This is a genomic window from Candidatus Amarolinea dominans (genome assembly GCA_016719785.1).
GTDB lineage: Bacteria > Chloroflexota > Anaerolineae > SSC4 > Amarolineaceae > Amarolinea > Amarolinea dominans.
On the sequence record JADJYJ010000020.1, the window covers coordinates 18,357 to 31,742 of the forward strand.

At 63.8% G+C, this 13,386-nt stretch carries 8 protein-coding genes and 1 pseudogene; 3 read left to right on the forward strand and 6 right to left on the reverse strand.

Features of this window, described 5'->3' with window-relative positions; all coding sequences use genetic code 11:
- Positions 1–10: 10 nt before the first annotated feature.
- Entirely contained in the window at positions 11–4,627 is a 4,617-nt protein-coding gene (locus IPM84_19210; GenBank protein ID MBK9094852.1) for an alpha-amylase, read from the forward strand.
- Positions 4,628–4,712: 85 nt separating this feature from the next.
- Here IPM84_19210 and IPM84_19215 read toward each other — a convergent pair whose 3' ends face one another.
- Complete coding sequence (locus IPM84_19215) at positions 4,713–5,972, reverse strand: Glu/Leu/Phe/Val dehydrogenase (protein MBK9094853.1); 1,260 nt, start codon at positions 5,970–5,972, stop codon at positions 4,713–4,715.
- A gap of 236 nt (positions 5,973–6,208) precedes the next feature.
- On the opposite strand from IPM84_19215, the gene IPM84_19220 reads away from it, so the two are divergent.
- Positions 6,209–7,321, forward strand: a complete 1,113-nt coding sequence (locus IPM84_19220; protein MBK9094854.1) for a S9 family peptidase — start codon at positions 6,209–6,211, stop codon at positions 7,319–7,321.
- Positions 7,322–7,381: 60 nt separating this feature from the next.
- A complete protein-coding gene (locus IPM84_19225; protein MBK9094855.1) occupies positions 7,382–8,848 on the forward strand; it encodes an ATP-dependent DNA helicase RecQ in 1,467 nt (488 codons plus the stop codon).
- 227 nt (positions 8,849–9,075) lie between these two features.
- Here IPM84_19225 and IPM84_19230 read toward each other — a convergent pair whose 3' ends face one another.
- The 5 genes and pseudogenes from IPM84_19230 to IPM84_19250 all read right to left on the reverse strand — a co-directional run bounded on the left by IPM84_19230 (position 9,076) and on the right by IPM84_19250 (position 13,363).
- Complete coding sequence (locus IPM84_19230) at positions 9,076–9,288, reverse strand: hypothetical protein (GenBank protein ID MBK9094856.1); 213 nt, start codon at positions 9,286–9,288, stop codon at positions 9,076–9,078.
- A pseudogene (locus tag IPM84_19235) lies at positions 9,254–9,433 on the reverse strand (BrnT family toxin). The gene IPM84_19230 and the pseudogene IPM84_19235 overlap by 35 nt, the downstream one beginning before the upstream one ends.
- 135 nt (positions 9,434–9,568) lie before the next feature.
- A complete protein-coding gene (locus IPM84_19240) occupies positions 9,569–11,149 on the reverse strand; it encodes an NADH-quinone oxidoreductase subunit C (GenBank protein MBK9094857.1) in 1,581 nt (526 codons plus the stop codon).
- 12 nt (positions 11,150–11,161) lie between these two features.
- Positions 11,162–12,640, reverse strand: a complete 1,479-nt coding sequence (locus IPM84_19245) for a hydrogenase (GenBank protein ID MBK9094858.1) — start codon at positions 12,638–12,640, stop codon at positions 11,162–11,164.
- Positions 12,641–12,703: 63 nt separating this feature from the next.
- Positions 12,704–13,363, reverse strand: a complete 660-nt coding sequence (locus IPM84_19250; protein MBK9094859.1) for a hypothetical protein — start codon at positions 13,361–13,363, stop codon at positions 12,704–12,706.
- Positions 13,364–13,386 lie beyond the last annotated feature (23 nt).

Consider the following 13,386-nt stretch of genomic DNA (forward strand, 5'->3'; position numbering starts at 1 on the left):
AGGATTCGTCATGAAAGCATTTCGTTTCGTCTCTCTGCTTGTAGTCCTCACCATGCTCCTGGGCCTGGCGCCCGTCGGCTCTGCCTCGGTGGCGCCTGCGGCCACGCCCAACCTGCTGGTGACATTTCCCGGCGGCTACGTCAGCGCGGCCGGCCTCGGCAACGACTGGGATCCCAGTAACACCAACACGCAGGCCAGCGATGGCAATAGCGACCAGGTCTGGAAGTTCACCACCAACGCCATCCCGGCCGGCTCCTATGAGTTCAAGGCCACGGTAGGCGGCACCTGGGATGAGAACTACGGCCTGAACGGCGTACCCGGCGGTCCGAACGTCCCCTTCACCACCGTGGGCGGGGAGACCGTTCATTTCTACTATGACCGCCGCGATGGCAACATGGTGGCCAGCCGTCCCAACTACCGCATCCCCGTGCTCGTCGGCAGCCTGATGGGCGTGCTTGGCGGACAGGACTGGGCGCCAGACAACCTCGTCGGCTGGCTGAAAGACCGCGACAGCGACGGTTGGTTCGAGACGTCGTTCGACATACCGGCCGGCAGCTACGAATACAAGGTGGCGCTCAATGAGTCGTGGGATGAGAACTACGGCGCAGGCGGTGTCCCCGGCGGTCCGAACATTGGCCTGGTGGTGCCGGGAGCTGAAGGCACGCGCACGGTCGTCACCTTTGGCTACAACGACACCACGCACCAGATTCGGGACAGCATCAACAACCCGCCCGCTCCCCAGGTGGGCGATGACAACATCTGGTGGGACGGCCTGGGTCACGACAGCCGCAGCGGCCTCTACCGCGACCCCTTTGGCGCGGTGACGAAGAACAGCAATGTGACGCTGCGCTTCCGCACCTACGCCAACGACGTGCAGCGCGTCAAGGCGCGTGTGTGGGACAGCGCGCAGCAGGGCCAGACCGTCTACAACATGGCCAAAGTAGCCACGGACCCGGATGCCAACCTTTTCGGCTACGAATACTGGGAAACGACCCTCAATGTCGGCGCGAATTTGAGCATCCTCTACTACCGCTTCATCATCGAAGATGGGACGGCGGTGGTCTATTATGAGGATGACGCCGCGCGCGATGGCGGTTGGGGCCAGCCCTACAACAGTTCGCCGGACGTCTCGTGGAACATCTACGTCTACGAGCCAGGCTTCGACACACCGGCCTGGGCCAGGAATGCGATCATCTACCAGGTTTTTCCCGATCGCTTCCGCAATGGCGACGCCAGCAACGACCCAACGGCCGTGGATTGGTTCTATCCGCAGGAGCGCGGTCATCGTTTCCCGATCACGCCCTGGAACACCATCGTGCCGGACCCTGAGCCTAATGACCCAACGGCCAACCCCGACTGGTACGGCACCTACAGCAGCACCTCCTATGGCGGCGACCTGCAGGGCCTGATCAGCAAGCTGGGCTATCTGCAAAACCTGGGCGTGACGACCGTCTATCTCAATCCTATCTTCGATTCACCATCCAACCACAAGTACGACGGCCGCAGCTACCTGCGTATTGATCCGACGATGGGCGTGCTGGGCGATGACACGGCCACCCTGGCCCTCTTCGAGCAGTTGACGACGCAGGCGCACAACCGTGACATGTATATCGTGCTCGACGGCGTGCCCAACCATGTCTCTTCGGACAGCCCCTTCTTTGATCGTTTTGGCCGCCACCCTGAAGTGGGCGCCTGTGAAGATCTCAACAGCCCCTATCGCACCTGGTTCTTCTTCCAGCCCGCCAACCCGCCTGGCAGCGGCGTCTGCGCGGGTGACACCAACTACACCGGTTGGTTTGGCGTGCAGACCCTGCCGCAGATCAACACCGCACACCCCGATGTGTTGAACTACTGGTTTGGCCCCAACGGCGTCGCCACCTACTGGCTCGCCCGCGGCGCGGACGGTTGGCGCATTGACGTGGTGCCCGACATCGTCGGCGTCAACCCGACGTTCTTCGAGACCTTCCGCACGGTCGTCAAGACCAGCTACCCCGACGCGATGCTCTTCTCCGAAACCTGGGGCGAAGATGACGCCAAGTTCCGCCTGCTGGGTGATGAGTTCGACTCCACCATGAATTATCGCTTCCGCAAGGCCATGCTCGGCTTCATGCGCGACACGGTCTGGAGCGATAACGACAACAACGGCGACAACACGATCAACCCGCTGTCGCCCACGCAGTTCGACAACATGATGCGCACCATCCAGGAAGACTACCCCGCGCCCGCCTTCGAGTCGGCCATGAACCTGTTGGGCAGTCATGACACCAACCGGCCGGTGCGCGTGCTCGACCATGACGGCATCGCGGGCGGTCAGCCCGTCAACGGCTTCCAGGACGGCCGCGAGCGCCTGGCCCTGTTGGCCGTGGTGCAGATGACGGTACCGGGCGCGCCGACGATCTACTACGGCGATGAAGTCGGCCTGGCCGGCTACGGCAGCGACATCCCGCGCGATGACCCGTACAACCGCCAACCCTACCCGTGGTCCGATGAGGCCGGCTATGGCACACTGCCCGCCTGGCGTCAGGCGGACACCGACCTGCTGCAGCACTATCGCACGCTGACCAGCCTGCGTAACAGTAAGAGTTTCCTGCGCACCGGTTCGTGGAACACCCTCGAGACCGACGACGCCAACAAGGTGTTGGTCTATGGCCGCCGCGACAACACCGGCGTGGCTGTGATTGCCATCAACCGCGACACCGTGGCCCATGATGTCACCCTCGATGTGGACGGTTACGTGCCCGAAGGCGCCGTGCTGGACGACGGCCTGGAGCCGGGTACCAGCCTGACCGTCGGCGCAGCTCGCACGATGACCTTCAACGTGAGCGGCATGGGCGCACGCGTCTGGGTCAGCCGGCCTGGCCTGGACATGACGCGACCCTCCGCACCCACCGGCCTGACCGCCAGCGAAGGCTCCGGCAGCGTGATCCTGAACTGGGACGCGCCCGCCGATGCCGTTGTAGCCGGCTATCATGTCTATCGCAGCGTGGTGGACGGCGGCTATGAGCAGATCAGCGCGGCGCTGGTGCTGGGCACCACCTACACCGATAACACCGTACACAACGGCCTGCAATACTACTACAACGTCAAGGCGGTAACGCCGGCGGGCCTCAAGAGCCAGGCCTCGGCGCCGGCCATGGCCATTCCGCACTACACCATTGGCTGGGCCAACCTGCAATGGCCGCCGGAGATGACGCACGTCATCAGCTTCAGCGATCGCACCGACACCGTTTACGGTCAGGCGTGGATTGATGGCGCTACCGGGCAGCCCGGCCCCACCCCAAGCCTGATGGCCGAAGTCGGCTACGGGCCGGTGGGATCGGACCCCGCCACGGGTTGGAGTTGGTTCCCGATGACCTTCAACGTGGATGCGGGTAGCAACGATGAGTTCATGGGCGACATGCTGCCGCACCCCATCGGCGACTACGCCTACGCGGTGCGCTACACCACGACCAACGGCCGTGACTGGCTGTACGCTGATCGCGACGGCACCGGTAACGGTTACGATCCAAACCAGGCCGGCCTGCTGCATGTCATCAGCTCCGGCGACACGACCCCGCCCGCGGCGCCGTTGAACCTGCACGAGGTCTCGCGCTCCGCGGCCGAGATCATCATTGCCTGGGATGCCTCGCCTGATCCTGACACTGCTGCCTATGGCGTCTACCGCGAAATGCTGACCGCGGATGCGCCGACCAGCGCGGTGTTGATTGCCTATGTGCTGGCGCCCACCACCGAATACACCGACACCGATGTCGCGACTGGTCATACTTATCGCTACACGGTGACGGCCATTGACACCAGCTTCAACGAGTCGGGCTTTTCGAATAGCGTGGACATCACCGCGGAACAGCGCACGGTGCAGATCACCTGGAACCTGACCCTTCCGGCCTTCACCCCGCCGACCGATACGATCTACATCGCCGGCGATACGTCCAGCGTCTTTGGCACGCAATGGAACCCTGGTTACCTGCCTTTGACGCGCGTGGATGACACGCACTGGACCATCACACGGCCCGGTTTGGAAGGGATGCACCTGCAGTACAAGTTCACGCGTGGCTCTTGGGACACTGTGGAACGTTGGGGCACCCTGGTTGGCGTTGCCAATCGCCAAATGGACGTGGTCTTCAGCCAGGGCGGCGTGCAGACGGTCAACCTGGTTGACCTGGAGAATTGGCGCGACCTACTGGTGGTGGAGACCGGACACACGAGCGCACGGCCCAACAGCCCCGACTTCTTCACGTCGGTGTGGGCGCGCATGAACCGGCCGGTCAGCCCGGCCACCGTGGCCGCGGACACCATCACCGTCATGACAACCGGCGGTCAGTTGATTCCGGGCGCCACGGCCTACGATGACGCCACCACCACCTTCACGTTCACGCCGGTGCAGCCGTTCGGCCCTGGCACCTTCGTCGTCACGGTCAACCCCGGCAACCTGCGCGGCTCGGAGAACGACAACGTGGGCATGATGGCGCCTTACGTGTGGACCATCGCCGAACAGCCGACGGCCGTGCGCCTGAGCGGCCTGACCGCGACGGGCATCACCCCGTGGCTGTGGGCCGCGTCCGCCCTGCTGGCGGTCCTCCTGTTGATCGCCGTGACCGGCGCCCGCCGCCGCGCCCGCCTTGAGTAAATGACGCCTCACCTCACCTCACCCCCCTACCTCCCCTCTCCTCTCCGCTGTGCGGAGAGGAGAGGGGCCGGGGGTGAGGTGAGGCCTACGGATACACCCCGCGCAGCTCCAAGGCATCCGCGACGCGGTTGATGGCCAGGGTATAAGCGGCCATGCGGGTGGGCAGACTCTTCTCGCGCGATTCGTTGAGCACCGAATTGAACGAATCCACCATCAGCCGCTCCAATTGACGCTTGACATCGGCCTCGCTCCAGAAGAACGCCTGCAGACTCTGCACCCACTCGAAATAGGAAACAGTCACGCCGCCGGCATTGCACAGAATGTCGGGCACAATGAAAGTGCCGTTTCCCATGAGAATCTTGTCGGCGCCGGGCGTCGTGGGGCCGTTGGCGCCTTCGGCCAACACCTTGCAGCGGATCTTGTCTGCATTGTCTTCGGTGATTTGACCTTCCAGCGCCGCCGGAATCAGCACCGTGCAGGGCAGTTCGAGCAGCTCCGTATTGCTCACCGTGTCTGCGCCGCCAAAGTCCAGCACGCTGCCGGTTTCACGCACATGCTGCTGCAACGAAGGAATGTCCAGTCCTTTGGGATTGTGAATGCCGCCGTTGACATCGCTGACCGCAATGACCTTGGCGCCCAGCATCTGCATGTAGCGGGCCGCAATCGCGCCCACGTTGCCAAACCCCTGCACGACCGCCGTCGCGCCTTCGGCTGAGATGCGCAGGTGCTTGAGCGCCTCGCGCGCCATGAACATGACGCCCATGCCGGTGGCATCGAAGCGGCCTTGCGAGCCGCCAATCTGGATTGGCTTGCCGGTGACCACCGCCGGCACCGAGTAGCCGCGGTGCATCGAGTAGGTATCCATGATCCAGGCCATCACCTGGGGGTTGGTGCCGACATCGGGCGCCGGAATGTCGCCCTCAGGCCCCATCATGATCGAGATTTCAGTGGCATAGCGGCGGGTCAACCGGCGCAGTTCCCGCTGTGACAGCTTGCGCGGATCCACGATGACGCCGCCCTTGGCGCCGCCAAAGGGTAGGTTCATCAGCGCGCACTTCCAGGTCATCCACATGGCCAGGGCGCGTGTCTCGTCCAGGGTAAGATCGGGGTGATAGCGAATGCCGCCCTTGGTGGGGCCGCGCACGGTACTGTGGTGTACCCGGTAGCCGGTGTACATTTCGATACGACCGTCGTCCATTTCAACCGGGAAATTGACGATCAGTTCACGTTTGGATACCCGCATGAACTTGATCGTATTGGGCGAGAGATGAGGCATTTTGCTTGTTGCTTCGTCGAACTGGGCGAGAGCCACCTCGTAGGCACTGCGCCGGGGATGTCCATTCATGAGTGTCACTCCTCTTCTTTGAGATATGTCGAGATCCATTGAGACATTTCCATTGAGACATTTCCATTGAGACATTTCAATGAAATACTTCGATGCGATCACGCATCGGCCGGCTATCCGCGTTGACAGCGATTGGGCAACGGTGATTCTAATCCAGAGGTGAATAGTCGTCAAACGGAAGGTAGTTCACAGATTTGTAGATGCAAAATGCGATAGTGGGAACGATGGGGAAAAAAATGATCAGACAATTTAGTTTACATAAAACAATAGCGACCCTCTTACATCAAACAACAACGGCCCTCGCCGTGCTTCTGCTCCTGGTGCTGCCGTCATTGGCCCAGGCTGCCGACCCCGCAGCCGTCAGGGCCAGTGCGCAAGAGACGGTTGCAACAGAGCTGCCGCCTCCGCTGGCGGCTCGCAGCCCGCTGATGATCGAAGTGATGCGCGCGCGTCGGTATCCCGGCAGCGACATCCTCATCGAGCAGACCCTGGCGCCTGGCAGCAACTACAACCGTTACATCGCCGCGTATCGCTCGGAAGGGCTGAAAATCTACGCGCTGCTGACCGTTCCGCGCGGCACACGGCCGGCCGACGGCTGGCCGGTGATCGTCTTCAACCACGGCTACATTCCCCCGGAAGAGTATCGCACCACCGAACGCTATGTGGCCTACGTAGACTACTTCGCCCGCGCCGGCTACATCGTTTTTCGACCTGACTACCGCGGGCATGGCAGCTCCGAAGGCGCCGCCACCGGCGGCTACGGCTCGCCCGACTACACGGTGGATGTGCTCAACGCGGTCAGCTCGCTCAAACGTTACCCTGGCGTTGATGCCGAGCGCATCGGCATGTGGGGCCATTCGATGGGTGGACACATCACCCTGCGCGCCATGGTGACGACGGGCGACATTCGCGCCGGCGTCATCTGGGCCGGCGTGGTGGCGTCGTACGATGACCTGATGAACAACTGGCGGCGGCCGGTGCCGGTCACGGTGCCTCAGCGCGCGCGGCGTTGGCGCCAGGACCTGATCGAACGCTTTGGCACGCCGCAACAGAACGCCGCGTTCTGGGATTCGATTTCACCCATCAGCTACGTGGCCGACTCTTCCGGCCCCATTCAGTTGCACCACGGCACCGAGGACGAATCGGTGCCGCTGGAATTTTCCGCCAGCCTCTACGCCGCGCTGCAAAAGGCCGGGGTGCCAACCGCCTTCTATCAGTACCAGGGCGACAATCACAACATCTCCGCCAATTTCCGTGTGGCGATGCAGCGCTCGCTCGCCTTCTTCGATCAGTATGTCAAAAACTACCAACCCTTGCCGGCGGATCTGCTGCGTACACCGCGCGAGTAGCGCGGACCGTGACGCCAGCCGGTTGACGCGGCGCGCCTGGCCGTTGCCCGCAGCGTGCCGATGAACGCGCCGTCTGCCGCGCCGCGGCTGCCTGCGCTGGAACGCCTGGCGGTGCGCCTGGCCCGTTGGTTGGACGCCAGCGGCGAGGCGCCGGCTGTGACGCGTTACCTGGGCTGGGCCATGCGCCGCCTGGGGGTGCGCTCCTTGCGCGAAGGTCAGCTCGAAGTCATCCTGGCCGCGCTGCGCCGCGAGTCGGTGCTGATGGTCAGCCCCACCGGTTCTGGCAAAACCCTCTGCTTCCAGGTCCCCACGTTGCTCACGCCCGGCATGGCCTACGTCATCTCGCCCCTGCGCGCCCTCATGAGCGAACAGGCCGCGGACCTGGCGCGGCGCCAGATCGCGGCGACCTTCATCAACAGCGACCTGACGTCGGCCGAGAAGCGCCAGCGCTACCAGGCCCTGCACGATCAGCAGATCAAGTTCTTCTTCGCCACCCCGGAGCGCTTCGATGCCAGCGTGGTGGGCGACCGTGAGGCGTCCCAGGCGCTGGCCGGTCGCCCCGCGTTCCTGGTGGTGGACGAGGCACACTGCATTGACCGCTGGGGTCGCGATTTTCGGCCCGCGTACAGCCGCCTGGACGACGTGCGCCGGCGCCTGGGCGCGCCGCCCGTGCTGGCCTTCACCGCCACGGCCGGGGTCAAAGCCCAGCGGCGCATCCTCGCCTCGCTGGGTGTGCCCCAGGCCCGCGTCGTGGTGACGGGCGTGGATCGGCCCAACATCAGCCTGCTGCGCCTGCCGCTGGAGGCCGATGAGGACCGCCTGCGCCTGGCCGCCAGCCTGCTGCGCCAGATGCCGGGCGGCCGGGCGATGATTTTTGTGCCGACGATCAAGGTGGGGCAACTCGTACAGGCTGGTTTGCAGGCGGTGGGCCTCGATCTGCCGTTCTACCATGCGCGCATGGGCAGCGGGGAGGAACGTGCGCACCTGCTGGCGCGCTTCATGGGGCGTGAGCAGCCCGCGGCGCCGGCCGTCATCTGCACCAACGCCTTCGGCCTGGGGTTGGATCTGCCCGATGTGCGCCTGGTCATCCATTGGCAGCATCCGGCCTCGGTTGAGGATTACGTGCAGGAATTTGGCCGCGCCGGCCGCGACGGCAAACCGACCGTGGCCGTGCTCTTCACGCGGCCGCGGGAGATCGGTCTGCTGCGCTTCATGGCGGAGAAAACCGTGGAGCAGGCTGGGTTGGACGAACAGGCGGCCGGCGAGGCGCTGCAGATCAAGCTGGAAGCCATCGAGGATTTGCGTGCGCTGGTCAGTCAGCGCCAGCGCTGCTTTCGCCAGGGGCTGCTGGCCTACTTCCGGCCGGACGCTGCGCTGCCGGCCGCGCCGGTCTCCGCGGCGCGGCGCGTGCTGGCCTGGGTCTTCGAAGAACCGCGGCGCATCACGCCCACCCGCGTCTGCTGCGACGCCTGCAATCGCGTCACCCCGGCCAATGCAGTCGCCTGGGCCGCCCGCGCCATGCAGTGACCGGCTCGCGGCCTGCCTCCTCACGACGCAGTTCCTCGCGGATGACGCGGCCCGGAATTCAGACAGGATGCACAGGATTGACAGGATATTCGGATTTGCCTGGTTTCCGGCGGTCCCGTAGCGCAGGTTGGCGCGGAAGTCGGCCACCTGCTGCGCCCGGCCGGTGAAATCGGACTGCTGGCGTTTGCGGTGAATGTCTTGCAGGCTGGGAATGGTTGTCTTGTTGGTCATGGCGGTGATTCACTCCTTGTGCCCACCGCCGCATCCTCACGGCCTGGTTCCTCGCGGATGATGCGGCGCAGCGCTTCTTCCAGGGTGTTGCGTTTGCGTGGCGCAGGCTTGAGGCCGACGCGGAATGTGGCCCGATCCAGGTCAGCCTGCGTGATCTGGGGGTAGTCATCCCGTTCATCGAAGGTTTCGGAAGAATAGATGTTGCTCATGTTTATCAGCCTCACGCATTGATATGATGCGAATTTCGTTTTCGGTTTCAGTATGCACGATCACCACGACTTTGCCGCGCAGCAAGCCCAGAGTCACCCATCGCTGTTCGCCATAATCCTCGCGATCGTCTTCGAAGGTGAAAACGGCGTCCGCTTACGAACTGACATCGAATAGCGCCCCTGTGCATCACGAAAGATGCGATATGTCCAGAGCATCAGTTCTCCCTCCTGCGCGGGCTGCCAAACCACGGCAGTCCATGAAAGCGCAACGCATTTGCGCTTACAGGTCGTTGCCTGAATAGGACTGGTTGAACGATTTGTTGCAGAGGGGGAAGTCGGGCACGATGTTGTTGAGCAGGGCAAAGGAGAGCGCGGGCCAGTTGACGAAGGAGGGGTCCTTGACTTTGACGCGGTAGAGCTTGCCGCCGGCGTCGGCCATGACCCAATGCAGAATGGCGCCGCGCCACCCCTCCACCAGGCCGAAGGCCGGCTCCCACGCGGGCAGCGCGCCGAGCGGCGCGGTCAGCGGCCCGGGCGGGAGCGCGGTCAGCGCCTGCTGGATGAGCCGTACGGCCGCGGCCACCTCTTCCACGCGCGCCATCGTGCGCGCATGCACATCCCCCGCAGTATAGACCGGCGCCGCGAAGCTGAGTTCACCGTAGGCGGCAAACGGATGGTCGCGGCGCACGTCTATGTCCAGGTTGGAGGCGCGTGCGACATAGCCCAGGACGCCGTGGTCCGCGGCGGTGGCCTGGGTCAGACGCCCGGCGCCGTCCAGCCGGTCGCGCACCATCGAATTGTCCAGGCTGATGGCAACCACCTCGTTGAAATCGGCCAGGACAGCAGCCAGTTCGGCCGCCAGATTCAGATCGGCGGGCAGGTCGTGGCCGACGCCGCCGGGCACGATGCCGCCGCGCAGCAGGCGGTTGCCGGTCAGCCGCTTGTTGAGCCGCAGCAGCCGCTCGCGGATGCGGAAGCACTGCGAATGGGCAAAGGCGAAGCCGGTGTCGTTACAGATGGCCCCGAAATCGGCCACATGGTTGTAGAGCCGCTCCATTTCCAGCAGGACCACACGCAGGTAACGCGCGCGCGGCGGCGCCTCACAGCCAGCCAGCGTCTCCACGGCCTGACAATAGGCCAGCGAGTGGCCGATGGTCGTGTCGCCGGAGATGCGCTCGGCCAGTTCCACGCCCTGCGCGGGTGTGCGACCCTCGAAGAGCTTTTCCGTACCCTTGTGCGTGAAATAGAGGCGGATCTTCAGGTCAATCACCGTTTCGCCCACCACGCTGAAGCGAAAATGGCCCGGTTCGATGATGCCGGCATGCACAGGCCCCACCGGAATCTCGTAGACCCCTTCGCCGCCCACCGGCAGGAAGGGAAAGCCGGCGCCATCATCGTGAAAGTCGGCCGGCGGCGTCGCGTCCTTGCGCAGGGGGTGATAGCTCTCCGGCCAAAATCCGTGCCGCACCAGGGGCCGGCGGTCCGGTTGACCGACCGCCTCGATGCCGAAGAGGTCTTTGATCTCGCGCTCGAAACGCGAGGTCGGATAATAGAACGTGGCCATGGAGGGAATCGTGAGGTCGTCAAGCGGCAGCTGCTCGGTGGCGTGCAAGAACCAGTTGTGACGGTCGTTGACAAACAGGTAATGTACTTCCAGCTTGTCCAGGTCGGCGCTGCGGTCGTTGGCAACCATCAGCGCCAGTTCGGTCTGAAAATCGGCGCGCAGCAGTTGGGCCAGGGACGGGGCCGCGCCGCGCTCGATCTGACAGTGGAGTTCATTGCCCCGCCGGATGTGCAGGGCGATGACCCGCTCAGCGAACGCCGCGGTCAGAACAGATTGAAGACGAGCAAAATCAGTCATAGGATTCACCGATCAGGGCGCAATAATTTGCACGCTTTGCTTGAGCAGCGTTGCCAGGGGCGCGGGCAGCGTCAGGCCGAGCGTGACCAGGAAGACGACGCTGAGCACCAGCAGCGCGGTGCGCCAACTGGCGCGCTCTCCCAGGCTGACCGCGGCGGGCGGCGCGCCGTAGAGCATGCGGTTGAGGTGGGAGATGAACGAGGCAAAGATGATGGCCAGCAGCGCCAGGACGCCGCCCATCAGCCAGGGCTGACCCTGGGCAAAGCCGGCGCGTATCAGGGCGTATTCACTGATGAAGATGCCGCCGGGCGGCAGTCCGATCAGAATCAGCAGGCCGGCGGCAAAGAGCGCACCGGTCCAGGGCAGCGCTTTGAGCAGGCCGTGCGTGTTGGCGATCAGGGGCGAAACGAATCTTTGTTCGATGGTGTCCACGAGCAGGAACATGAGCGATTTCGCCGCGGTGTGGTTGACCAGGTGCAGCAGGGCTGCCCAGGCGCCCAACGGCCCCAATCCCAGGCCCAGGCAGATCAAGCCGGTGTGTTCGATGCTCGAATAGGCCAGCATACGTTTGTAATTGGTGGTCAGCACGACGCTGAAAGCTGCGATCAGCAGGGAGAGCACGCCGAGCGCGATGAGCAGGTTGTCGGTGAAGCCGCTGCCCAGGGTGATGTCGGCCACAGCCTTCCAGCGCACAATCGCCAGCATGGCGACGGCGAAGAGCGCCGAGGACATCAGGGCGGTGAGGGGCGGGGGCGCTTCGCCGTAGGCGTCTGGCTTCCAGGTGTGCATGGGGGCAATGCCGGCCTTGGCGCCGTAGCCTACGAGCAGGAAGACGAAGGCGATCTGCATCACTTCACGGTGCAGGACCGGCGCCATCGTGAGCAGCACATCCCAGTTGAGGGCATTTTCGATGCGCCCGGAGAGGGCTACGAAATCGAAATAGGCCAGCACCGTGCCGGCAAACGCCAGCGCAATGCCAACCGAGCTGAGCAGGATATATTTCCACGAGGCTTCCACCGACGCCTTGCTCAGCCTGAGCGGAATGATGAACGCGGAGAAGATGGTGGTGGCCTCGATGGCAATCCACATCACCCCTACGTTGTTGGCCGCGACCGCCAGCAGCATCATGGCAATGAACAGGTTGACGAAGATCTGATAACGACGCAACTGAGCGTCGTCGAAGCGCGCGGCGCCGCCCACGCCAGGACTGAGCCAGAGCGTCAGCGCGGCAACGGCGGCGACGCACACCATAATCAGGGCCGCCAGGCTATCCGCGCGCAGCACTTCAGCCAGCGCGAGCGGGCCGAGAGCGATGCCCCACACCGGCGCCTCGTGACCGGCAATGGCCTGGCTGGCGAAGATGAGCGCCGCGGCCAGGGGCAATAACGACAGGCAGGCATTGACCCATCCGACCCACGAGCGATAGGGGCGAACAACCGCGGCCAGCAGGGCGGCCAGCAAGGGTGGAAGCAAGAGCAAAAAGAAGGTCATGTGCAATCTCTTGTGGTGCAAAGGAAACTTCCGCAGTCTCCAGGGCCTCGGAAGTCTGTCAACTCAGTGTCTGAGTTCGCTCAATTGGTCCACGTCAATCGAGTCGAAGGTGCCGTGAATGTGATAGACGAAGACCTGCATCACCAGGAAGCCCATCAGCACATCCAGGAACACGCCCAGCTCGACAATCAGGGGGATGCCATAGGTGCCCAGCGCAGCCAGCAGCGCGATGCCATTTTCCAGCACCAGGAAGCCGACGATTTGGGTGAGGGCCTTTTTGCGGGTGACGACCACGAACAGGCCGACGAAGATCAGGCCCATGGCCAGGGGCATGGCCCCGCGCGTGGGCAGTGTGCTGACCGCGACGAGGGGCCGCGTGATGGCATAGGCCAGCAGCACCAGGACGCCGGCCAGGATCAGCGACGTTGCCACGTTGATGTAAGGCTGATTCTCCCCTTCCGCGCCGAACCGCTGCTGCAAACGCCCCAGGTAGAGCGGCAGGACGATGACTTTGAGGACCACGAAGAACGCGGCCACGAAGATCAACTCGGGATCACCGTCGAAAACGCCGATCGCGACGAAGATGGCTGCCAGCACAGCCGACTGCCAGCGAAAGGCAGAGACGTAGGCTTGCAGGCTGCGCCGCCACAGGAGCATGATGCCAAAGAGCAGGGCCACGCTCGAACCCAGGGTTGTCACTTGAGTCACTAAGGCAGCGTTCATAGTTCGTCTTTCATGGGCAGGCA